The sequence below is a fragment of the Variovorax sp. CCNWLW186 genome (genome assembly GCF_037203865.1).
Classification (GTDB): domain Bacteria; phylum Pseudomonadota; class Gammaproteobacteria; order Burkholderiales; family Burkholderiaceae_C; genus Variovorax.
This window is the reverse complement of the sequence record NZ_JBBCBO010000006.1, coordinates 117576-140175: the sequence shown is the minus strand read 5'-3', so window position 1 is coordinate 140175 and position 22600 is coordinate 117576. Positions and strand designations below refer to the sequence as shown.

Annotated in this window: 21 protein-coding genes; 10 read left to right on the top strand and 11 right to left on the bottom strand. The window is 67.1% G+C overall.

Annotation, left to right across the window (positions count from 1 at the left end; translation table 11 throughout):
* The first annotated feature begins 73 nt into the window (after window positions 1–73).
* Together V9K97_RS09875 and V9K97_RS09870 are read left to right on the top strand one after the other, a co-directional pair.
* Window positions 74–1201 (top strand): ABC transporter substrate-binding protein, encoded by a 1128-nt coding sequence (locus V9K97_RS09875; protein ID WP_337317778.1) that lies wholly within the window; start codon window positions 74–76, stop codon window positions 1199–1201.
* Window positions 1202–1592: 391 nt separating this feature from the next.
* Window positions 1593–2513: an aldo/keto reductase gene (locus V9K97_RS09870; RefSeq protein WP_443303061.1), complete on the top strand. Its 921-nt coding sequence runs from the start codon at window positions 1593–1595 to the stop codon at window positions 2511–2513.
* Between the two features lie 16 nt (window positions 2514–2529).
* Here the strand turns inward: V9K97_RS09870 and V9K97_RS09865 are convergent, their stop codons facing one another.
* The 7 genes from V9K97_RS09865 to V9K97_RS09835 all read right to left on the bottom strand — a co-directional run bounded on the left by V9K97_RS09865 (window position 2530) and on the right by V9K97_RS09835 (window position 10858).
* Entirely contained in the window at window positions 2530–3504 is a 975-nt protein-coding gene (locus tag V9K97_RS09865) for a Bug family tripartite tricarboxylate transporter substrate binding protein (RefSeq protein ID WP_337317775.1), read from the bottom strand.
* Between the two features lie 13 nt (window positions 3505–3517).
* Window positions 3518–4645 carry a porin gene (locus tag V9K97_RS09860; protein ID WP_337317773.1) on the bottom strand — a complete coding sequence of 376 codons (1128 nt, stop codon included), beginning with the start codon at window positions 4643–4645 and terminating at the stop codon, window positions 3518–3520.
* A gap of 120 nt (window positions 4646–4765) precedes the next feature.
* Window positions 4766–6469 (bottom strand): dihydroxy-acid dehydratase, encoded by a 1704-nt coding sequence (ilvD, locus tag V9K97_RS09855; RefSeq protein WP_337317771.1) that lies wholly within the window; start codon window positions 6467–6469, stop codon window positions 4766–4768.
* A complete protein-coding gene (locus V9K97_RS09850) occupies window positions 6466–6921 on the bottom strand; it encodes an aconitase X swivel domain-containing protein (RefSeq protein WP_337317770.1) in 456 nt (151 codons plus the stop codon). The genes ilvD and V9K97_RS09850 overlap by 4 nt, the downstream gene beginning before the upstream one ends.
* A 196-nt stretch (window positions 6922–7117) precedes the next feature.
* Window positions 7118–8413: an aconitase X catalytic domain-containing protein gene (locus V9K97_RS09845; RefSeq protein WP_337317768.1), complete on the bottom strand. Its 1296-nt coding sequence runs from the start codon at window positions 8411–8413 to the stop codon at window positions 7118–7120.
* 56 nt (window positions 8414–8469) lie between these two features.
* A complete protein-coding gene (locus V9K97_RS09840) occupies window positions 8470–9318 on the bottom strand; it encodes an IclR family transcriptional regulator (RefSeq protein WP_337296382.1) in 849 nt (282 codons plus the stop codon).
* A gap of 79 nt (window positions 9319–9397) precedes the next feature.
* On the bottom strand, window positions 9398–10858 hold the full coding sequence (locus V9K97_RS09835) for an FAD-dependent oxidoreductase (protein ID WP_337317766.1): 1461 nt from the start codon (window positions 10856–10858) through the stop codon (window positions 9398–9400).
* A gap of 167 nt (window positions 10859–11025) precedes the next feature.
* Between V9K97_RS09835 and V9K97_RS09830 the strand changes: the two genes are divergently transcribed.
* From V9K97_RS09830 to V9K97_RS09815, 4 genes are all read left to right on the top strand, one after another.
* Window positions 11026–12024: a Bug family tripartite tricarboxylate transporter substrate binding protein gene (locus V9K97_RS09830; RefSeq protein WP_337317764.1), complete on the top strand. Its 999-nt coding sequence runs from the start codon at window positions 11026–11028 to the stop codon at window positions 12022–12024.
* Window positions 12021–13037: a Bug family tripartite tricarboxylate transporter substrate binding protein gene (locus V9K97_RS09825; RefSeq protein ID WP_337317762.1), complete on the top strand. Its 1017-nt coding sequence runs from the start codon at window positions 12021–12023 to the stop codon at window positions 13035–13037. Before V9K97_RS09830 ends, V9K97_RS09825 begins: the two co-directional genes overlap by 4 nt.
* Before the next feature lie 81 nt (window positions 13038–13118).
* Window positions 13119–13784: a response regulator transcription factor gene (locus V9K97_RS09820; RefSeq protein ID WP_124958177.1), complete on the top strand. Its 666-nt coding sequence runs from the start codon at window positions 13119–13121 to the stop codon at window positions 13782–13784.
* Window positions 13781–15190 carry an ATP-binding protein gene (locus V9K97_RS09815; RefSeq protein WP_337317757.1) on the top strand — a complete coding sequence of 470 codons (1410 nt, stop codon included), beginning with the start codon at window positions 13781–13783 and terminating at the stop codon, window positions 15188–15190. The genes V9K97_RS09820 and V9K97_RS09815 overlap by 4 nt, the downstream gene beginning before the upstream one ends.
* Here V9K97_RS09815 and V9K97_RS09810 read toward each other — a convergent pair.
* The 4 genes from V9K97_RS09810 to V9K97_RS09795 all read right to left on the bottom strand — a co-directional run bounded on the left by V9K97_RS09810 (window position 15178) and on the right by V9K97_RS09795 (window position 18726).
* Window positions 15178–15993, bottom strand: a complete 816-nt coding sequence (locus V9K97_RS09810) for a MipA/OmpV family protein (RefSeq protein WP_337317756.1) — start codon at window positions 15991–15993, stop codon at window positions 15178–15180. The genes V9K97_RS09815 and V9K97_RS09810 overlap by 13 nt on opposite strands.
* Before the next feature lie 142 nt (window positions 15994–16135).
* On the bottom strand, window positions 16136–17023 hold the full coding sequence (locus V9K97_RS09805; RefSeq protein ID WP_337317754.1) for an alpha/beta fold hydrolase: 888 nt from the start codon (window positions 17021–17023) through the stop codon (window positions 16136–16138).
* Between the two features lie 28 nt (window positions 17024–17051).
* Complete coding sequence (locus V9K97_RS09800) at window positions 17052–17882, bottom strand: DODA-type extradiol aromatic ring-opening family dioxygenase (RefSeq protein ID WP_337317752.1); 831 nt, start codon at window positions 17880–17882, stop codon at window positions 17052–17054.
* Between the two features lie 58 nt (window positions 17883–17940).
* The gene (locus V9K97_RS09795; protein ID WP_337317750.1) at window positions 17941–18726 is read right to left on the bottom strand and encodes a helix-turn-helix transcriptional regulator; all 786 of its coding nucleotides are present in this window, start codon (window positions 18724–18726) and stop codon (window positions 17941–17943) included.
* A gap of 168 nt (window positions 18727–18894) precedes the next feature.
* Between V9K97_RS09795 and V9K97_RS09790 the strand changes: the two genes are divergently transcribed.
* From V9K97_RS09790 to V9K97_RS09775, 4 genes are all read left to right on the top strand, one after another.
* Window positions 18895–19176 carry a hypothetical protein gene (locus tag V9K97_RS09790; protein ID WP_337317749.1) on the top strand — a complete coding sequence of 94 codons (282 nt, stop codon included), beginning with the start codon at window positions 18895–18897 and terminating at the stop codon, window positions 19174–19176.
* Window positions 19173–20051 carry a helix-turn-helix transcriptional regulator gene (locus V9K97_RS09785; RefSeq protein ID WP_337317747.1) on the top strand — a complete coding sequence of 293 codons (879 nt, stop codon included), beginning with the start codon at window positions 19173–19175 and terminating at the stop codon, window positions 20049–20051. The genes V9K97_RS09790 and V9K97_RS09785 overlap by 4 nt, the downstream gene beginning before the upstream one ends.
* 123 nt (window positions 20052–20174) lie before the next feature.
* Window positions 20175–20636, top strand: coding sequence for a hypothetical protein (locus V9K97_RS09780; RefSeq protein ID WP_337317745.1), 462 nt, complete (start codon window positions 20175–20177; stop codon window positions 20634–20636).
* A 98-nt stretch (window positions 20637–20734) separates the two neighbouring features.
* Window positions 20735–22597: an ABC transporter ATP-binding protein gene (locus V9K97_RS09775; RefSeq protein ID WP_337317744.1), complete on the top strand. Its 1863-nt coding sequence runs from the start codon at window positions 20735–20737 to the stop codon at window positions 22595–22597.
* The last annotated feature ends 3 nt before the right edge of the window (window positions 22598–22600 follow it).

The window sequence follows — 22600 nt, the reverse complement described above, 5'->3', positions numbered from 1 at the left end:
CCGGGGCAGGACAAATAGCGATTTACCCAAAGCGCCTTGCCTCTTAAGATGGCCGAACAAACAATTTGTGACCATGCAATACAAAAAGATTCATTTGCTGGCTTCGGCCTTTGCCGCTCTCCTCCTTGCGGTACAGCCTGCGGCGCAGGCCCAAACCAAGCCGCTCCTGATCGGCCAGACCTATGTGCAGACGGGCCCGCTGGCAACGCTGTCGACCGAACCGCTGGTCGGCATTCGCGCGCTGTTCACCGCAGTGAATGCGAACGGCGGCGTGAACGGCCGGCCCATCGAGCTGCGCCAGCTCGACGATGCCTACGACCCCGCCAAGGGCGCCGAGAACGTGAAGACTTTCGTGAAGGACGGCGCCGTGGGCATCCTGATGCCGATCGGCACATCGTCGGCGGTGGGCGCCTTGAAGGCAGCCAACGAACTCAAGATTCCGGTCGTAGGCTCGTACACGGGTGCGGCGCCGGTGGTGAAACCGTCCGAATACGGCTTTCCGGTGCGCATCAGCTTCGACGAGGAATACAGCCGCATCGTGAACCACCTGTTCACCATCGGCCTCTCGCGCATCGCCTTCGCGCACAACGACAACCCGGGCGCGCGCTCGGCGATGGAGAGCACGCAAAAATTCATTGCCGAGCGCGGCGAAAAAATGGTCGGCAGCGTGTCGATCAAAAATGACGGCTCGGACGCAGCCGAACGCGCGGCGGAACTGGTCAAGCTCAAGCCCAAGGCCGTGGTGCTGTCGGCCACGAACGACGTGGCGGCCAAGTTCATCACGGCCTACCGCGCGGCGGGCGGCGAAACGGCTTTCTATTCGTTCTCTTTCCTGAACGGCCAGAAGCTGTTCCAGGACATCAAGAAGGACGCAGCCGGCGTGGTCATTTCGCAGGTCGTGCCGTACCCGTGGAACACGGCAATGCCGATGATTGCCGAGTACCAGGCAGCCATGAAGAAAATCGGCGCAACGGAGTTCAGCTACGCCAGCCTCGAAGGCTATGTGGCGGCCAAAGTGATGGTCGAGGGCCTGAAGCGGGCGGGGGCAAGCCCGACGGCCGATTCGCTGCACAAAGGTCTCGAATCGTTCAAGACGCTGGACATCGGCGGGATTGCTGTGTCTTACCGGCCGGGGGAGCACCGGGGGCTGACCTTCTCTGAGCTTTCGATGCTGAAGGCTGACGGGCGCTATTTGCGCTGAGTTTGTACGTGTTGGGGGGCGAATCGTTCAGGGCGAGTGCAAAGGCCACCGGGTACTCCCCTCCGCGAATGTCCCCCGGCCTGCGGCCTCCTCCTTTATTTCGCTGCGCGGAGCACCCGATGCCCTGTGCACCGGGGCACGCTGCTGGTGCACCGCTGATCAACGACCAGCGCGTATGACGCACACGTCGATGGGGTGCCTTGCGCAGCGAAATAAAGGAGGAGGGGCGCAGCCCCGGGGGACATTCGCGGAGCAAGGTACCCCGTCGGCGGGTGCGCCACCCTGAAGCAGCGTAACAACGCCCCCAAGATAGCCCCAGCAAGCGCCGAGTAAAAAGCCCTGGCGCAAAATTTGATTCGTGACGCCACTCACGAACACCCCACACCTCCCCATCACCCGCGCCCGGCTGCTCAGGCTCGGCGCCGCACTCTGCACCGGTGCCGCGCTCCCCTCCTTCGCACAGCAACAAGGCAGGCCTGCGATGACCATGAACACCCGCCCTATTCCTTCCACCCAGGAGGCCCTGCCGGTTGTCGGTTGCGGCACCTGGATCGGGTTCGACCAGCGCCCCGGCACCGATGAATACAAGCGCCTGCCGGGTGTGCTCGACGCCCTCTTTGCCGCGGGTGGCAAGGTGATCGACAGTTCGCCGATGTACGGGCGCTCTGAGGAAACCACCGGCGAACTGCTGGCCTCATCGAAGCAGCGCGAGAACAAGGCTTTTCTTGCGACGAAGGTCTGGACATCGGGCCGCGATGCCGGCATTGCGCAGATGGAGCAGTCTTTCGCGCGGCTGCGCACCGAGCGCATGGACCTGATGCAAGTGCACAACCTGATGGACTGGAAAACCCATCTGGCCACGCTGCGCGGCTGGAAAGAGAAAGGCCGCGTGCGCTACATCGGCATTACGCACTACACCGCCTCTGCCTACGACGAGGTCGAAGCGGTGCTGCGCGCCGAGAAGTTCGACTTTTTGCAGATCAATTATTCGATCGACGCGCGCGAAGCCGAGCAGCGACTGCTGCCGCTCGCGGCCGAGCGGGGTGTGGCGGTCATCGTCAACATGCCGTTTGGCGGGGGCGGCCTCCTGCGCCGGCTGCGGGACAAGCCGCTGCCTGCGTGGGCCGGCGAGATCGGCTGCACGAGCTGGGCGCAGGTGCTGCTGAAGTTCGTGCTGAGCCACCCGGCGGTGACCTGCACCATTCCCGGCACCAGCCGCGCCGAGCACATGGCCGACAACGCCGCGGCCGGCGCGGGCTCGTTTCCGGATGCGGCGTTCTGGCGCAGCAACGCGCGCTCGATCGGGCTCTGAGCCGCAACCGCGGCGGCTATTCGAACTTGACGTTGTGCTGCCGCACGGTGGCGCCGAAGGCGTCGTATTGCGCGCGGAAGAACTCGGTGAACTTTGCGGGGCTCATGCCGTAGCCCTCGAAGCCCTGCTGCACCAGTTGCGCATGCACGTCCGGGCGCTTCAGCGTGTTCTGCAGTTCCTGCGACAGCTTGGCGGTAATGGCGGGCGGCAGCCCTGGGGGTCCGAAAAAGCCGGCCCAGGGCGTGATGGTGAGCTTGCCCAGGCCCAGCTCACTGCCCGTAGGCACGTCGGGCAGCAAGGCGCTGCGCTGCGGCAGCAGCGTGACCAGCGCGCGAATGCGCCCCTCTTTCACGAAGCCCGGGGCCAACGTGCCGGTGGTGAACATCATGTGGATCTGGCCGCCGAGCAGGTCGGTCATGGCTTGCATGTCGCCCTTGTAGCGCGCGTTCACCACCTTGCGCTCGCCCAGCAGCTGCAGCATGGCCAGTTCCGAAGCGCTGTTGCTCGACGCCGAGTTGTAGGCGCCGGGCTTGGCCGCGACCAAGGCCAGCAACTCGTTCACGCTCTTCGCCGGCAGGCTCGAAGGCACCACCAGGAACATCGAGAACTGGCCGGCCGAGCTGATCGGCGTGAAAGCCTTGAACGGGTCGTAAGGCGGCGTGGGGCGCAGCGTGGGTGCCGCCACCATGGCGGTGTTGGTGCCCATCAGCAGCGTATAGCCATCGGGCTTTGCGGACGACGTGGCCTGCGCCGCGAGCACGCCGTCGGCGCCGAGCCTGTTCTCCACGATCACCTGCTGGCCGAGCTGCTTCGACAGCCCCTCCGCAATGATGCGCGTGAGCGCGTCGGCACCGCCGCCGGGTGCGAAGCCGACGATCAGGCGCAGCGGCTTGTCCGGATAGGTCTCGGCACCCCAAGCTGCCGCGCCGGGCAGCATGGCCAGCGAACCACCGGCGGCCAGGGCCGCGAGCGTCAGGTTTCTGCGTCGCATTTTTGCTCCTTGTTCAGAAGAGATGCCGCACGCCGAGCTCCCAGCCCGACGAGCGGCGGCCACCGGCCGGTGCCACGCCGCCGCTGACGACATAGCGCGCCTGGCCGCTGTTCATGAGCCGCGCGTAGGTGCCGTAGAGCGCGGTGCGTTTGGAGAGGTTGTGCACATAGCCGATGCCGAACTGCCGCGCGTCGTCGCGGTTGCGCGGCATGCCGTTGGCATTGCGCAGGCTCTCGTCGCTGCGGTCGTCCAGGTAGGCGTAGCTCACGCGGATGCGGCCGACCTCGAAGGCCGGAATGTGCGCGCCGATCTCGGTGGTGTTCTTGCGCACTGTGCCGGCGGCGAGCTTCACCGTTACCTTGTTGTAGAGCGCGAAGAACTTCGCAAACCCCGCGTCCCACGTGCCGCCGATGTTGGCGTGCGTGTAGTTGCCGATGGTGGCGGTCGCATCGTAGTGGGTGCGCGTCACGGCGGCAGCAATGTCGAATGCGCCCGAGGCGAATCCGAAGCGCGCACCGGCAAAGTTGCCGTCGTCGCGGTTGGGCGCGGTGGAATCGTTCTCGCCCGTGCCGATCATCGCCATGCCGTAGAAGCCGCCGAGCCCGGCCGGCAGCCAGTAGCTCACAGTGTTGCTGCCCGTGATGGCCGAAGGGAGCGGCCCGTTGCCCGCGCCCGCGAACGTGAGGTTGCCCGCGCGCGCCACGCCGTTGGCGTTGAAGGGGTCGAAGTAGATGCTGTTGTAGTGCGTGGGAATGAAGTCGCGGCCCAGGCGCAGTTCACCCATCTTCTGGTGCGAGAGGCTCACGAAGGACATGCGGTCGAAGGTGATCGGCCCCGCCACGCCCGCGCCGCTCGTCTGGTTGTTGCTGTTGCTCGCGCGGCCGGTGCCGGTGTCGGGGTTCAGGCTGCCCTCGAGCCAGAAGCCTGCGCGCAAGCCGCCGCCCAGGTCTTCGGTGCCGCGAAATCCGAGCCGGCTCGTTGAAAGCCCGCCGTTCGATAGCGCCTTGACCGAGCCGCCGCCATCGCCGTTGGTGTACTGGATACCGAGGTCCATCACGCCGAACACGGTCACCGTGGATTGCGCATGCGCGGCGCCGCTGCTCGCAAGCCCCAGCGCTGACCACATCAAAATCTTCTTCATGGTTTTCTTGTCTCCTGCTTCTTCTCTTGGTTGAAAAACTCGGAACGCGCGCAGGGCTGCGCCACCGGGTGCGCACGGGGGTGCGCGCCGGTCGGCGAAGGCCGGGGTAAAAAGGTGCTGCTAGCCGGAAGGCTCGGGTCGTTCGGTGCGCACGAGCACGGCGCCCTTGGACAGCGGGCTCACGTTGCGCCGGTACTGCTGCAGCCAGCCGGTGTCGAAGGCCGGGGGCGGCGCCTGCCAGTCGGCGCGGCGCGCCTTGAGTTCCGCATCGGTCAATGCAATGTCGAGGCGGCGCGCGTCCAGGTCGATGGTGATCACGTCGCCATCGCGCACCAGCCCCAGCGGCCCGCCGAGAGCGGCTTCGGGCGAGACCTCGGCCACCACAAGCCCCTTGCAGACCAGGCCTGAAAGATGCCCGTCGGTCAGGATCGCGACCTGGTCGCCCAGGCCCGCGCCGTCGATGGCGAACACCACGCGCGAGGCGCCGCCGCCCATCGCCGGGCCGCCGCAGGCACCGGCGCCGCGCATCACGACCACCTGGCCCGGCACGATCTCCCCTTTTTTCATTGCGGCAATGGCGGCGTCCGAGGTCCAGAAGCACACGGCCGGACCTGTGAAGCTGCGCACCTTTCGCTCGACGATGCCGGTCTTGATGAGGCCGGACTCGGGCGCAAGATTGCCGCGCAGCAGCACGATGGCGGGCAGCGGCGCGACCGGGCGATCGATGGGGCGGATCACCTCTGCGTCGGCAACTTCGGTGCCCTGCAGGTTGTCGGCCACGGTGCCGCCAGTGACGGTGGGCGCGCTCGTGTCGAGCAAGGGCGCAAGCTGCTTCATGAGCGCGCGGCAGCCGCCTGCCGCCTCGAAGGCTTCGATGCTGTGATCGCCGATCGGCCGCACGCCGGCCAGCACCGGCGTCGTCGGGCCGAGGCTTTCGAAAAGGCCATACACGTCGACACCGCACTCGCCTTCGGTCGAAACCGCCTGCAGGTGCTTGGCCGTGTTGAGCGAGCCGCCGATGGCCAGCACCGCGCGCACCGCGTTGGCGAAGGCGCCGGGCGTGAGGATGTCGCGCGGCTTCAGGTCGTCCCACACCATCTGCACGATGCGTGTGCCGGCCGCGCGCACGTCGGCCATCATCTTCGGGCTCAGCGCGGCAACCGGCGCGCTGCCCGGCAAGGCCAGGCCGAGGGCCTCGCAGACGATGTGCATCGAGTTGGCCGTGCCCAGGCCCGAGCACACGCCCGGGCCACGGATCGCCTCGCGGCTCATGCCCACGAGTTCTTCAACCGGCAGGTGGCCCGTGACGGCATGCATCGCGCCGATAAACACTTCCTCGATGTCCATGTGCTTGCCGCGGTACTCGCCGCTGGGCTGGTAGCCGCAGGGCACGAGCAACGTCGGAATGTTGAGCCGCGCGGCGGCCATGAGCTGGCCCGGCACGGTCTTGTCGCACGAGGTGAGGCACACCATGCCGTCGAGCTGCGCGCCTTCCACCGCCACTTCGATGTCGTTGGTGACCAGGTCTCGCGCACCCAGCATGTAGGCGCCGCGTGCACCCGCGCCGGTGATGAAGTCGCTGGGCGCCGCGGTGCGGATCTCGAACGGCACGCCGCCCGCCGCGCGGATCGCGGTCTTGATTTCCGCCGCCACCTTGTCGAGGTGGCTGAAGCAAGCCGCGAGTTCGGACGAGCTGTTGACGATGGCGATCTTCGGTTTCTCGCAGTCTTCTTCCGGAATGCCGAGCGCGCGCCAGTGCGCATTGCGCACTGACCAAAGATAAGAGCCGCGCGGAAAGTTGCTGCGCAGGGGGCGGGTGGTCATGGGCGGTCTCCGGGTTTGTTCTTCTTGGTGATCTCGATCACGCCGCGGTCGGCGTCCACGCGCACCCAATCGCCGGTCTCGATGCATTCCAGAGGGTCGCGCTCGAAGTCGGTCATCGAAGGCGAGTGCGTCACCACTGCGCCGAGCGCCATCTTGGTGGTCATCTCGTTGAACAGGAAGGCCGCGGGCGCGGAGTTCATGAGCCGCGTCATGTGGAACATGGCCGACCAGCCCGACGAGCCCTTGGCTCCCGGAAACACCAGCACCTTGCCCGCAAAGCTCTGGCCGCGCAGCTCGTGCCGCGTCTCGATGACGGTGCCGGTGCGCGGATCGATGCCGCCCCAGCCCGAGATGCGGTCGCGCGTGACGAGTGCTTCGCCTTCGGCCACGCCGCCGACCACCTTGCGGCCGCGGATGACCAGAGGAACTATGTTGTGTGCGATCGCGCTCATGGTTTTGCTCCTTCCCCCGACGGGGCTGAGGGCTGCGGCTCCAGTTCCGCCTGCGCGGAACTGGACAGCCCGAAGAGCGGCAGCCTCTGGCTGCCTGCACCGAGGTTGGGATGGGGGCAGCCAGAGCGCTCGATGGATGCGCCGCATGCCCCCACCCCTGCCCTCCCCCAGAGGGGGAGGGAGAAAATCCGGGGCCTCATTGCATGCCTCCATTCCACCGCCCAGTGCACGCCGCATCGATGCATTCCGCCGTGCTGCCGAACCACGCCTGCACGCCAAGAATGGCGGGCAGGTAGTGCGCCTGCTTGGCCGAGTCGAGTGCCACGGTCTTCGTGCCCTTGGGCACGGCGCGGCTCATGGCGGAGCAGCTGTCGGTCATGAGGATGCCGCCCGCGTCCTCGATGATCCTGGTGTAGCCGTTGCGGTCGGCCAGCGACTTGATGGCGCGTGGCGTAAAGATCCACAGCTCGCAATCGGGGTGCACCTTGCGCCCTTCGATGAGCTGCGCGGCCTCCCAGATCTGCTCGATGGTGTAGTGCGGGCAGCCGAGCATCACGTACTGCACCTCGGCCTCCCTGCCGGTCGCGTTGATCTTCTCGTAGGTGGCGCGGCGCTCGGCCTCGCCGTAGCGCAGCACCTCCACCGGTGCACGGCCGCCGAGCGCCTGCTCCAGTGTGAGCGCCTCGGGCGTGACGCCGGCAATGTGGTACATCTCCACGCCGCCTGAAGACGATGCCGCCGCGCCGAAGTGCTTGAGCCGCGGCAGGTTGGGTACGCGGCCAATGCCGCGCCTGCTGTGCACCACCGGCACGCGCTCCTGCACGTGCTCGCCGATGTAGTAGCCGAGCAGGCCCCAGTCCTGCACCGACTCGACCTCGACGTCGAGCTCGACGACGTGCGTGGCAAGGCGGTTCTCGTCGAGGTGGTAGCCCCAGTAGGGAATGCGCCCGGTGAGCATGGCCGCGCCGGTGCTCTCGCGGCCCTCGGTATTGGTGCGCGCACCGAGCACCGAGTTGCAATACACCACGGCCGACGACTCCATCCACGCGCAGTGCTCGCCGCGCGTGGGGATGTTGCCGACCTGGTAGGGCGTGCAGGTGTTCATGATCTGCGCGCCGAGGCCCGCCGCATGGCGCTCGCTCTTGTTGTAGAACTGCACGATCTCCTCGCTCACACCCATGCGCTCGGGCTGGCCGGGGTCGAAGCCAAGCTGCAGGTGGCTGGTGAAGACCTTGAACTTCGGAATCTCGACGGTCTCCTGGCTGTCGAGGCTGAATTCGGAGAACACCGCGTCCATGCCGCCGCCCTTGGCCAGCGCAAAGTCACGCTGGAACGGCGTGGTCGAGGTAATGGTGGCGCACACGTTGCGCGTCTCGACCAGCCGCTCGGCGCCCAGCGCTTCGCCGTAGCGCATCAGGAGGTCCATCGCCTTCTGCACGGCCGGTCCGTCACGGCCGTCCATCATGGCTTTTTCTTCATCGCTCAGGTGCATGACCTGTGTCTCCGTTCTTGTGTTTGCAGTCGTGGGGTCGGCCCGCGCCGTGCCCGCTAACCCGGTGAAGGCGTAGGCGTGGGCACATGCCCGCCGATGTCGCGCGCAATGGTCAGCGCAATGTCGTGCAGGCGCGGTGCCAGTTCGTTGCGCAGGCGCTCTTCGGTGAACACGAAAGCCGCGCCGCCGCCGTTGAGCGACATCACTTCGCCGTCGGGCCCGATGAGGGGCACCGACACCGAATTGATCTCGCGGTGGAATTCGCCGAGCGAGAGGCAGTAACCCAGCCGCCGCGCTTCGCCGATGGCGCGGGTCATGCCGGGCGCGATGCTGTCCCACTCGGGGCCGCGCAAGAGACGCATCGAATCGATGAGCTGGTTGCGCTGCGCCTCGGGCAGCGCCGAAAGGTACGCGCGGCCCAGGGCCGAATTGGCCAGCGGCGCGCGCGAGCCCACATCGAGCCGCGCCGAGAGCATCGACGAGCGCGGCCGGCAGGCCTCGATCAGCACCATCTCCATGCCGTCGCGTATGGCCAGGTAGACCGAGGCGCCCACCTCCTCCGCCATGGCCTGCATGCTGGGCCGCGCCGCGGCGCGCACGTCGAGGCTGCCCAGGAACACGCGCGACAGCGACACCACGCCGGGCCCGAGCATGAAGCGGTCGGCCACCTGCGCGCTCTTGAGCATGCCCATGGAGAGCAGCGTGGCCACGAGCCGGTTGACCGTGGGGCGCGGAATGCCGGTCATGCGCGCGATGTCGGCATGGCCCAGCACGGGGCGCTCTTCGCTGAAGCAGCGCAGCACCGAGATGCCGCGCTCCAGCGCGCTCACGGTGTCGGAGCGGTCGCCGCGCGCATCGGCGGCTTCCGATGCGGAAAAAGAGGTGTCGTTTTTTTCAGTGGACATGGAAGAACCCGTTGCAAGACTCAAGACTCTGCAATGTAGAGGCTCGCGGGAAAGGTCGGCCGGGCTCATGGCAAGTCATTCAGACGCCGGCTTCGGCCGCAGCCGCTGCCGCCGGCGCATGCGCGCCCTGCCCGACACCGGCGCGCAGGTACACGCCCTGCGCGAGCAGCGCCGACTGCAGCGCGCCCACATCGACAAGGCGCGGCTCGATGCCGCCCCGCGAGGCCAGCGCCGCCGCCACGCCGGCCGCCTGCCCGGTGATCCAGCACTGCGGAATCTCGCGCATGAAGCCGTGCGAGTTGCGGTCGCATGAAATATGGCGCCCGCAGGCCAGGAGGCCATCGAGCTGCTGCGGCACCAGCGCGCCGTAGGGAATGGAGATGTTCGGAAACTTGGGCGACACCGCGGGCGTCACGCCCACTTCGTCGGCCAGCGCCACGCCATCGGGCCACTGGCTGCGTAGCACGGCGCCCACACCGGTGAGGCGCCGCGCATGGCGCACGCCGATCTGCGGTGCGCTGAGCATCAGGTACGCATCTTCAAAGCCCGGCGCATGCGCCTTGAAATAGTCCAGGTGCGCGGCCATCGCGCGGTGCGAGCGCACCTCCACGGCCGTGAGGTCGTCCACGTCCAGCGCCGAGTAGCCCGACTGGCGCGGCCCCATGAACAGCGCCACATCGTTGCGCCATGAAACGAACGGCCGCTCGAACAGGCCGCACACTTCGCGCCCGCGTGCCATGAAGGCGGTGAACGCCTCGGGCTGGCCGGCCTTGAATTCGATCCAGCGGTTCATGTCCACGCCGCCGAAGAGCCACGAGGTGTTCATGCAGTGGTGCACGTCGGCTTCCTCGATGTCGTTCACGTAGGCGGCACCGGCACGCGCGAACAGGTCGCCGTCGCCGGTGGCGTCGACCACCGCGTCGGCCATGATCGCCATGCGGCCTTCCTTGCTCTCGAAGACCACGCCCTTCACGGCGCCGTCCTGCACGATGGGAATGGCGGCCCAGGAGTGATAGATGAGCTTGACCTTGCGCTCCAGCACGATCTCTTGCGAGAGCAGCTTGAGCCGCTCGGGGTCGATGGTGGGCGACCACGTGACCACGCCGTGATAAGCGGCCGTGCGCTGCGACCAATGCGCGGCCTTGGCCGTGTCTTGCGAGCCCCAGTCTTCCCTTGCGGGGCCGGCAATGGCATCGGCCGGCAGGCGGTCGAACAGTTCTTCGGCAAAGCCGCGGATCACCAGCTTGCCTTCCCAGTCGGTCATGCGGTCGATCCAGATCACGAGGCCGCCGGTGGAAAGGCCGCCCAGGTGGTTGTAGCGTTCGAGCAGCGCCACGTCGGCGCCGGCACGGGCGGCAGCCGCGGCGGCCGCAGTGCCCGAAGGCCCGCCGCCCACCACCAGCACGCCGCAGCGGTGATAGACCGGAATGTTCTTGCCGGGCTCGGCCCAGGTGCCGTGGTCAGGGCGCTTGACGCGGCTGTCGCGGTCGAAGATGTCGGAGCTGAGGATGCGCTCGTCGGTGCGGACGACAGTTTTCATGGATAGGTGTCTTGGATAGGCTGTTTCGTCGTATTTTGATTTCAATGTTCATTTTGTCAAACACAAAAGGTAGAAAATGGCACTTATTCGGGGTATTCCCTAGAGTATGTGGATTTTTATGGTTTTCTAAATCAATATAAGAAGAACATTCATAAACGGAGACATCGATGAAGAAACCTCGCGGCACCCGCCGTGCGTTCGGCGCTGCGCTCGGCGCGGCGGCCTTGCTGGGCCTGGCGCCCTTGGCCCTGGCGCAAGACTTTCCGGAGCGCGGCGGCAAGCCGATACGCATCGTGGTGGGCTTTACCGCCGGCGGCGGCACCGATGCGCAGGCGCGCATCGTGGCGCAGAAGCTCGGCGAGGTGCTGGGCACCGGCGTGATCGTCGACAACAAGCCCGGTGCCAGCACCATGCTCGCCGCAAGCGAGGTGGCGCGCGCGCTGCCCGACGGCTACACGCTGCTCTACGCGCCCTCTTCGACCATGGCGCAGAACCCGCACACCTTCTCGCAGGTGCCCTACGACCCGTTCAAGGACTTCACCGCCATTTCGATGGGCGGGCGCGGTCCGCTGGTGCTGTCGGTGAGCACCACCGTGCCGGCCAGCAACGTGAAGGAGCTCATCGCCTACGTGAAGGCCAACCCGGGCAAGGTGAGCTACGCCTCCTTCGGCGCGGGCACCTCGTCGCACATCTACGGCGAAGCCTTCGTGAAGAAGGCCGGCATCGACGCGGTGCACATCCCCTACAAGGGCGGCTCGGACGCGGCCAAGGACCTGATCGGCGGCCGCGTGCAGTACATGTTCGATTCGGCCTCGTCGGCACTCATCACCTCGGGTACAGGCAAAGTGAAGATCCTGGCCATTGCCGCGAACGCGCGCATTGCGGCCCTGCCCGACGTACCCACCTTCGCCGAGCAAGGCGTGGCGGGGCTCGACCTGCCGAGCTGGCTCGGCTTCTACGGGCCGGCGCACATGCCGGCGCCGGTGGTCGCCAGGCTCAACACGGCGCTCACACAAGTGCTGTCGATGCCGCAGGTGCGCGAGTTCTACCGCTCGGGCGGCTACGAGGCCGGCGCGTCCACGCCGGAGGAATTTGCAAGCGTCACGCGGTCGAGCTACGAGCGCTGGGGTGCGATGGTGCAGCAGGTGGGGTTGGCCAGGCAATGAACCACTCGCGCTTCTTCAACCGTCGCCGCATGGCCGCGTGCCTTGGCCTCGGCATCGCACTTGGCGCAACCGCATTGCCGCCCAGCACGCTCGCGGCCGAGCCCCCGGCCTTCCCCGAAAAGGGCCGCAGCATCCGCATCGTGCTCGGCCTTGCGGCGGGCGGCGCCTCCGACGCGCAAGCGCGCTTCGTCGCCAACAAGCTCGGCGAGGTGCTGCAGACGCCGATCATCGTCGAGAACCGGCCGGGTGCGAGCTTCATCCTTGCCACGGAAGAAGTGATTCGCGCCGCACCCGACGGCTACACGATGATGTACGCGCCCTCTTCCGTGGTGGCGCAGAACCCGCAGACGCTGGCGCAGGTGCGCTACGACCCGTTCAAGGACCTCACACCGATCTCGCTCGGCGCGCGCGGGCCGCTGGTGCTCACGGTGCATGCGAGCGTGCCGGCGCGCACGGTGCAGGAGCTCGTGGCCCACATCAAGGCCAATCCCGGCAAGATGAGCTATGCGTCCTTCGGCACCGGCACCTCGTCGCACATCTACGGCGAGGCCTTCGCGCAGAAGGCGGGGCTGGACGTGGTGCATGTGCCCTACAAAGGCGGCACCGATGCCGCGAAGGACTTTCTTGCAGGCCGCGTGCAGTACTACTTCGATGCGGCGCCCAACGCCATCCAGAACACCGCCACCGGCAAGGTTCGCATGCTGGCGGTGGCCGCGCCGAAGCGCAGCGCAATGCTGCCCGACGTGCCCACCATGACGGAACAAGGCGTTGCCGGCGTCGACATGCCGAGCTGGCTCGGCTTCTTCGGGCCCGCGCGCATGCCGGCGCCCGTGGTCGCCAGGCTCAACGGCGCGCTCGCGCAGGTGCTGGCGATGCCCGCCACGCGCGACTTCTTCCGCCAGGGTGCTTATGAAGCAGAGTCTTCGAGCCCCGCGCAACTGGCCGAGCTCACGCGTACCACCTACGACCAGTGGGGCGACATGATCCGCAAGCTGGGGCTGGTGAAGCAATAGCAAAAGCTCCAGCTTAAAAAGATATTAAAAACTCTGGGGCATCATCCGCACTGCTTTTCACGCGCCATACCCACGCCCCCAATGCACCTGCTCCTGGTCGAAGACGATGCCATGCTGGGAGAGGCGGTGTGCGACGGCGCGCGCCAGGGCGGCTGGACCATTGACCATGTCTGCGATGCGCCCGCGGCTCGGCTCGCGCTGATCGACCACGCCTATGCCGCCGTGCTGCTCGACATCGGGCTGCCGGGCGAGTCGGGGCTCTCGGTGTTGCGCGCGATGCGCGGCCGCTACGACCCGACGCCCGTGCTGATGCTGACCGCGCGCGGCCAGCTCAGCGAGCGCATCCACGGGCTCGACGCGGGCGCCGACGACTACATCGTCAAGCCCTTCCAGTTCGACGAGCTCTGGGCGCGCGTGCGCTCGGTCATCCGGCGCAGCCAGGGCCGCGTGATCCCGGTGTTCTCGCACGGCGACATCGAAGTCGACCGCAGCCGCCGCGTGGTGTCGAAGGCCGGCGTCGAGGTGACGCTGAGCGCGCACGAATACCGCACGCTGCTGGCGCTGCTCGAGCGGCCCGGCCACGTGGTCACGCGCGACCATCTGCAGGACGCCGTCTACGGCAACGCGAGCGCGGTCGAGAGCAACACCATCGCCGTGTTTATCCACCAGCTGCGCCGCAAGCTCGGCGACGACCTGATCCGGACCGTGCACGGGCACGGCTACGTGGTGGGCCAGCCGCGTCCATGAGGCTGAACTCGCTGCAGGCGCGGATGATCATGGTGATCGCCGCGACCATCGCGCTGTGCTGGGCGGTGGCGCTCGCGGTGCTGTTCGTCTATCTCACGCACAACAGGAACAGCATCTGGGACGACAAGCTCCAGACCATCGCCACGCGCATCCTGCTGACCATTCCCGGCGAAGACAAGCTCAAGGGGCTGCGGCCGCGCGCCAACGGCCTGCAGCTGCGCGATGAAGCGCTGCCCGAGAGCGAGGCGCTCGCGTTCCAGATCTGGCTCGACGGCGACCGCCTGCTCGTGCGCTCGCCCGGCGCACCCGACACCCCGCTGCGGCCCGGCTTCGCCGGAGGCGCGGCCACCAGCGTGATCGGGGGCGCGCGATGGCGCGTCTACTCCGTCTCGGACAAGACCGGCCGCGTGCATGTGCAGGTGGGCAATCTGCACAGCGTGGTCGACGCCGAGCTGCGCGGAGATGCGATGACCGCGCTGGTCATCAACACGCTGTTGCTGTTGCTCGTGGGCGCGCTGATGTGGTTCGTGGTGCGCCGTTCGCTCAAGCCGGTGCTGGCACTGGGCGAGCAGATGCGCCAGCGGCGCAGCTTCGACCTCACGCCGCTGTCTCCGGCGCCGCTGCCGCGCGAACTGCATCCGCTTGTGGCCTCCTTCAACCATGCGCTGCGGCAGCTCGACGAGGCGGTCGAGGGCGAGCGCCGCTTCATCGGCGACGCGGCGCACGAGCTGCGCACGCCGCTCTCGGCGCTGCAGGCGCAGGCCCAGATCGCGCTGCGCGCGCCCACTGCAGCAGAGAAGGACATCGCACTCGCCAAGCTGCTCGCCGTGGCCGAGCGCAGCACGCGCCTGTCGGAGCAGCTGCTCGACCTGGCGCGCCTCAATGCGGGCGCCAACGCGCCGCAGCATGCGCCGGCCGACCTGGGTGCGCTCGTGATGCACGTGGCGAACGAGTTCGACGTGCATGCGCTCCAGCACGCGCGCACCATCCTGCTCGATGCGCAGCCGTGCACCATTCGCTGCGACATCGACGAGATCGGCATCCTGCTGCGCAACCTGGTGGACAACGCGCTGCGCTATACGCCCAGGGGCGGGCGCGTGCGCGTGAGCTGCGGCCCGGAACCGGGCACGGCGCCGCCGCAGCAGCGGTGTGTCTACCTCGAGGTGGCCGACGACGGACCCGGCGTGCCCGCGTCGGAGCGCGCAGCCATCTTCAAGCGCTTTCACCGCGTGGCCGGGGCACCTTCGCGCGGCAGCGGCATCGGGTTGTCGCTGGTGGCGGGCATCGCCGAGGTGCACCGCGCAACCATCGAGACCGGCGCCGGGCTCGACGGCCAGGGCCTCGGCATTCGCGTGGTGTTTCCGCCGACGGACTCCGCCGAGGCTTTTGTGCCTCAGAACCTGTAGAGGTAGCCGACCCGCACGCCGGTCTGGCTCGACCGGCCGACCAGCGGGCTGTTCTTGATGCCGCTGCCGAGGCTGGTGCCGCTGACGTCCAGGAAGATTGTCTGCTTGCGCGCGACGGCGTAGTCCACGCGCAGGCCCAACTCGACGTTCGCGGCGGATTCGCCGTCGTACTGGGCGCGGTCCGCGCGCGATTCCGCTGCGCGTACGCCGTAGTAGTAGTCCACATACTTGCGATCGGCCCACTGCACCGCGACCCGCGGCGTGAAGCTGAAGGCACCCGAAGTGAAGCGACGATCGACCTGCAGCTTGACCCGTGTGCCCTTGCTGTGCCCGGAAGCGTCGGCCAGCAGCTCGGCCGACAGGTTGGCGAAATCGTTGCGCCAGATTGCCGCACCGCCGAGCCAGATGCTGGCCTTGCGCTCGTCCATGCCGGTCAGGTAGGGGGAGTCTTCGGCCTCGTAGCCGTCGGACGTGTATCGCGCGCGCAGCCGGAAGGACACCGGGCCAGCGGAAGGAAGCTTCAGGTCGAGGCTCGGGCCCGCAACGCTGAACCACCGGTTCTCGTAGGTGACCATTGGAATGACGACCCCCTTGTCGTCGAATTCTCGGTAGGGCTTGCGGTCCATTCCCGCTGCAATGCCAAGGCCCCACTGGGAGCCCCCGGCCGGGAATTTCTCTTCGTCGGACTGTGCCCATGCGGGTGCCAGGCAAGTGGCGGAGACCACGCCAACGGCAATTGCCGTGAAGGCCGGGCGGCCATGAAAACGGGGGCCTCGGGCGGCAAGGCGGGTTTGCTTCTTCATCAGGATCCTCAGGGTGAAAAGTCGAAGGTTCGAAGCGGCATGGCCGCCTCGCCGCCGGATGCTGACCCTGAGGCTTTAATAACTCTTTAGACTTTTTAAGATTCGATGAATGCGCATGAAGCAGGTGCGAGGCTGCGAGCGCTCAGCCCAGAAAGCGCAGCAGCAGCCGGTTGAACTCATCGGCGCGCTCGTACTGCGCCCAGTGCCCTGCCCCGTCGATCACCACGCCTTCGCGCTGAGGCTGCCCGGCCGTGAGTTGCGCCACCAGCGGACGCGGATCGGCGGTGACGTCGTACTCGCCCCACAGCAGAAGTTGCGGCCCGCCGATGGTGTCGAGCGCGGCCTGCAGCCCACCCGCCTGCGACACCTCCTTGCTGCGAAAGCGCGTGCCGTGGCAGGAGATGTCGTGAATCTCGAAAGCCAGCGCATCGATGGCGGCCTTGTCGTGCAACATGAGCGCGGCCAGGTTGTGCAACAGCGCGGCGCGTTCTTCCTCGCGATTCGGTGCGGCACGCCAATTGATCATCTGAACCGCCATGCGCCGCATCGTGCCGTGGCCTCCGCTGCCCACGAGCGCCAGGCGCCGGATGGCACCGCGCCGCACTGCGAAGCGCGCAGCGGTGAGTCCGCCGAAGGAAAAACCGCCGAGGTCGATGGGCGTGCCGGCGCCGATCAGCTGGTCGAGCGACCCGCCCAATGCATCGAGCAGCGGGCCGAGCGGATCTTCATCGGGCGCTGCGCGCGGCGGCGCGTCGGAGTCGTTGAACCCGGGCATGTCGGGCAACCACAGCGTGCGGCCGGCCGAGAGCGCCTCGACATTGCGCAGCCAGTGCATCCAGCTGCCGTGGCCGCCGTGCAGCAGCACCAGCGGTGGATAGGCGCTTTCTTCAGCGCCGAAGCGGCGCCAGCAGACGCGAACGCCGCCGTGCACCACGTCATGGCGCGTGCCGCTCGCGGCGATGCGTTCGATGAGCAGGCGGGCTTCGCGGTCTGAACCTGGAGTTGAATCTGAATCGGGAATGGAAGGCATCGCCCGATTCTGCCAACTGTCCGTTTTTTCAGCTGGCGCTGGCGCCGAAGCGGTAGCTCGACACCACGAGCCCGCCCATGAAGGCGTCCTCGTGATAGACACGTTCACCCGGCTCCTGCTCGGCCGCGCCGACCGCCACCATCAGCGGGATCAGGTGCTCCTCGCGCGGATGCGCCATGCGCGCCGAGGGGGCCGAGGCCCATTCCTGCAGCCGCTGCGCGCGCTCCTGCGGTGCGGACTGCACGGCAGTGTCGTCGAGCCAGTCGCCGAACGCCTTGGACACGCCGTGCGCCTGCGGGCCGAAGTTGCGCAGGTTGTGATAGCTCAGGCCGCTGCCCACGATGAGCACGTTTTCACCCCGCAAGGGTGCGAGCGCGCGGCCGAGTGCCAGGTGCTCCGCCGGGTCGAGCCCGCGCTTGAGCGACAGTTGCACCACAGGCACGTTGGCGTCGGGGTACATCGCCTTCATGGGCGAGAACATGCCGTGGTCGAAACCGCGCTCGGGGTCGACGGCCGCAGGCAGCCCTGCCGCGGCCAGCAGCGACTGCACGCGCTTTGCCAGTTCGGGCGAGCCCGGTGCGTCGTAGCGCACTTCATAAGTGTGCGCGGGAAAGCCGCCGTAGTCGTAGATCATCGGCGGGCGCGGGTTGCCCTGCACGGTGAAGACCGGCGCCTCCCAGTGGGCCGACACCATGAGGATGGCGCCGGGCGTGCGGCCGATCTGGCGCGGCATGTCGGCCAGCGAGGCGGCCAGCCGGTCGTAGATGCCGCCCATTTCTTTCTTCATCCAGGGCCAGGGACCGCCGCCATGCGAGATGAAGTACGTGGGCAGGCGGGAGGTGTTGTCGTCGTGGGTCAAGCCGATGCTCCTTGAAAGCGTTGCATCGACTTTAGCTGCAGCTATCGATCTATGTGGATCAGCGGGCTTCGGGCAGGCGCCCGAGCCAGAGGGATGTCAGAGCCGCCCGGTTATGCACGCCGAACTTGGCATAGATCGACTTCACGTGGATGTGCGTCGTATTCGGGCTTTGGCCCAGATTGGCTGCGATCACTTTCTCCGCCCTTCCCTCGAGCAGCCCCAGCAAAACCTTGCGCTCCGTTGCGGTGAGCGGCGCGTTCGCGATGAGGAGCCCGTGGCTGAGCAATTGCTGGCGATAGAACCACCGCAGCCCGCGAAGCGCCAGGCCGAAAGGCTTCTTGTCCGCCGATGAGAACCGGGGAGTTTCCGTGCTCCGGAAAATGAAAAGATGCACCCGCACATCGGCGTTGATCGCGCAGCGCATCGACATGCTGTCCGCGTGCCCGACGTCCAGGTAGTGGCGCTGGTAGTGGGGGCCGTCGAACCACTCGGGAGGCAGCGCTTCAAACAGCAACTGTGCGCGGAACGGTTCCTCGCCGGCCACCGCAAGGATCTGCGAGAGGTCGATAGACGGCGACCACAAGGTGTCGAACTGCTCCTGGACCGAGGCGGCCATCGTCGGCAAGGGCCGCAGGAGCCGGACGTACAGCGGACGCCAGCCGTTCAGCGCATCGCCCACCGCGGGGCTTGGCAGCCGCACGACCACTGACCAAAGCGCGTTGTGCGCGCCGAAGATCGAACACAGGCTGCCGAGCAGGTGCTCCAGCGCTTCATCGCCGTCGCCGATGGGGTAGTTCGCGAGCTTGTCCCACAGCGCGTAGATCTGCTCGGTGCAATCGGGCATCGAAGGCTGTGCGGCGGGCTCAACTCCTGCGTTCAATTGATCACCTGTTTAGGTTATTACGCGACGCAGCCCGCCTGCCTACGATTCGTCGATGAATCGGCCCCGCATCGTATGGCATTTGACGGACCTTGTGCCCCTGGTGCGGGCGTGGTGTAGGTACCCTGTGCAATGACAGCCCCGGAACAGATTCCCGCCGCCGAGCTGTCGGAGCTGATCGGTGCGATCTACGACTGCTCCCTCGATCCGCAGCGGTGGGCTGCAACATGCGAAATGATCGCGCAGCGTTGTGACAGCGCTGCGGGCGGCATCTGCATGCACGACCTGAAGCAGACACAGAACGACCAGTTGTACGTCTTCGGCTATGAGCCGGAATTTCTGCAGAAGCTCGGCGCCAGGTACGCCGAGAGCCCGATGGCCGCGGCGGACGTCCTCTCGAACCTGGGGAAGTGAGCGCGCTGTCGATGGAGCGTTTCCATCTGCATGACAGCTGCTTCTACCGCGAGGTGCTGCAGCCGCACGGCGTGCTCGACATCATGTGGTTTCCGGCGCTGCGCACCGGCGGGCGCATGGCGTCCCTGCACGCGTCGCGCAGCGACAAGTCGCTGCACTACCAGCAGAGCGACCTTGCCCTGTTCAAGCTCCTTGCGCCGCATGTCTGCCGTGCCCTGGCGATTTCCGATGCGCTGGACATCCAGGTGATGAATTCCGAGGTGCTGAAGAAGACCCTCGACGGACTGGCGGCCGGCGTGTTCCTGGCGGCGCGCGACGGCCACGTCGTGTACATGAACACCGCCGCGGAGCGACAGGTCAGGTCGGGCACGGCAATGCGATTGGTCGACAACCGGTTGTCCCCGGTGTATCCGGCGGCTCGTGCCGCGTTGACGCAGGCGATCCAGGATTCAGGCCGCGAGGGTGCCGACATGCACGCCATGGATCATGCGATCGGAATCCCCGATGGAACCGGCGGGGGCTACGTCGCCACCTTGCTGCCCATTGCCGATGGCCGGCGCGCCGGCGTCCTCGCACCATTCGCGGCGAGTGTGGCCGTGTTCATGCAAGACCCCGTGCAGCCGCCGCTGATGCCAGGGGAGGCATTCGGACGGCTGCACGGGCTCACCGGCGGCGAACTGCGCGTGCTCATGGCGCTGTCGCAAGGCCTCGGCGGCACCGAGGCCGCCGGCATGCTGGGCGTGGGCGAACCGACCATTCGCACCCACCTGCAGAGGATCTATTCCAAGACCGGCACGTCCAGGCAAGGGGACCTGCTGCGCCTGCTGCACCACTCGACACCTCCGACGCGGCACCAGACGCGCCTGGCGGATTGAGCGGCCTCGGACGAACGGCCTGACGCGAACGATGTATGCCGCCGCGTCATCGCTTCCGATGACGCGGCGGCTGCGATGGACGCCTACGCTCGCGCACCAATATCTACAACAAGAGGGTTTGCCATGTTCGACCGCACCGTTCGACGCCTGTCCGCAGCAAAAGGCGCAATCATGCTTCGGCTCTCGAAGCGGTCGCAGCTCATCGGGTCCTTCGCTACAGGGGCGGTGGTCTCCGGCGCTCTCCTGACCTTTGCGATGAACAGCCCGGCCGTCGGCGTCACGCCACCGACCGAACCGGCACCTGCAGCCGCGGCAGCCCCGTTCAGTGCCGCGGCGCAGTCCAGACTCGACCTGCTGCGTAACCAGGCGGCGAGCGGCGACGAATTTTCGAACTGGGCGCTCGCCAATGCGCTGCTGGACAAGTTCGACTCGACCGGCGACTCGGACGACCTCTACGAGGCCATGCTTTGGGTCGACAGGCGTGCGGACATGTATGCCAACCAGGAACTGGCGGCGCGCGTCGTCGGCCGCTACTGCGGGCACCGCGTGGTGCGCTGGCACTGGTTCTGTGTTCTGGGCGAATGACACCGGCACTGCAGAGCGCAACGTCGTAACGCACCCTTTCGGGGCAAGGACACGCCGCCCGGGATAAAGTCGCAGCTTCTCCCTGGAGACTGCACGCCTTGTTTCGTTTTTTCGAAAAACTCCTCCACCCCTATCCCGCTGCCGAACCGGCGCTTCCCCCCACGGGCTTCTTCGCCTTCTTGTGGGCCTGCACGCAGGGCCTGCGTCTCAAGATGGCCGCCATGGCGGTGCTCACCGCGGCCATTTCCACCTTCGAGGCGCTGCTGTTCGCCGTGCTCGGGCGCGTGGTCGACTGGCTCGGCGGCCAGGTGCCTTCGCGGCTGTGGGCAGACCGCGGCGACACGCTGATGTGGCTGGCCGCGCTGCTGGTCATCAGCATCGGCGTGGTCGCGCTGCAAACCATCGTCAAGCACCAGACGCTGGCGGTGAACCTGCCGATGCGCCTGCGCTGGAACTTTCACCGGCTGATGCTGGGCCAGAGCATGGCCTTCTACCAGGACGAATTTGCGGGCCGCATCACGGCCAAGGTGATGCAGACCGCGCTCGCGGTGCGCGACACCCTCTTTGTGCTGGCCGACGTGGTGGTGGCCATGGGCGTGTACGTGGTGACCATCATCGTGCTGGTGAGCGTGCTCGACGTGCAGCTGGTGCTGCCGTTCATCGTCTGGCTGGTTCTGTATGCGGTGTCGCTGATGTACTTTGTGCCGCGCCTGGGCAAGGTGGGCAAGGCGCAGGCCGATGCGCGGGCGCTGATGACCGGCCGCGTGACCGACGCCTACACCAACATCGCCACCGTCAAGCTGTTCTCGCACACGCAGCGCGAGGCCGGCTTTGCGCGCGAAGCCATGCGCGAGTTCATGTACACGGGCTATGGGCAGATGCGGCTGGTGAGCGCCTTCGAAATCGTCAACCACACGCTCAGCATGGGCCTGACCGCCGGCATGGCCGGCACGGCGCTGTGGCTGTGGTCGAACGGCACCGTGGGCGTGGGTGCCGTGGCCGCGGCCACCGCCATGGCACTGCGCCTGCAAGGCATGTCGCACTGGATCATGTGGGAGATGACCAGCCTGTTCGAGAACATCGGCACCGTGCAGGACGGCATGAAGACGCTGTCGCGCCCACGCATCGTGCTGGACGCACCCGATGCCGGCGTGCTCCATGTGCCGCGCGGCGAGGTGCGCTTCGAGCATGCGAGCTTCCGCTATGCGGATGCGGGCCGCCGCGTCATCGACGACCTGAACCTGGTTGTGAAGCCGGGCGAAAAGATCGGGCTGGTCGGCCGCTCGGGCGCAGGCAAGTCGACGCTGGTCAACCTGCTGCTGCGCTTTCATGACCTGGAAAGCGGCCGCATCCTGATCGACGGGCAGGACATTGCCCAGGTGACGCAGGATTCGCTGCGCAGCCACATCGGCATGGTCACGCAAGACACGTCGCTCATGCACCGTTCGGTCGCCGACAACATCGCCTATGGCCGGCCCGACGCCACGCAGGAGCAGATCGAGGCCGCCGCCAAGCGTGCCGAAGCGCACGAATTCATCCAGACGCTGGGCGACGCCACCGGCCGGCGCGGCTACGAGGCGCACGTGGGCGAACGCGGCGTGAAGCTGTCGGGCGGGCAGCGCCAGCGCGTGGCCATTGCGCGGGTGATGCTGAAGGACGCGCCGATCCTGCTGCTCGACGAGGCCACCAGCGCGCTCGACTCCGAGGTGGAAACAGCCATCCAGCAGAGCCTGTACAGGCTGATGGAAGGCAAGACCGTGATTGCCATTGCGCACCGCCTCTCGACCATTGCGGCGATGGACCGGCTCATCGTGCTCGACGAAGGCCGCGTGGTGGAAGAAGGCGACCACCGCTCGCTCATGGCGCAAGGCGGGCTGTACGCGCGGCTGTGGGCGCACCAGAGTGGCGGCTTCCTGGGCGATTCGCTCGAAGAAGACGAAGGCGAAGCGCTGCGGGCGTAGCCG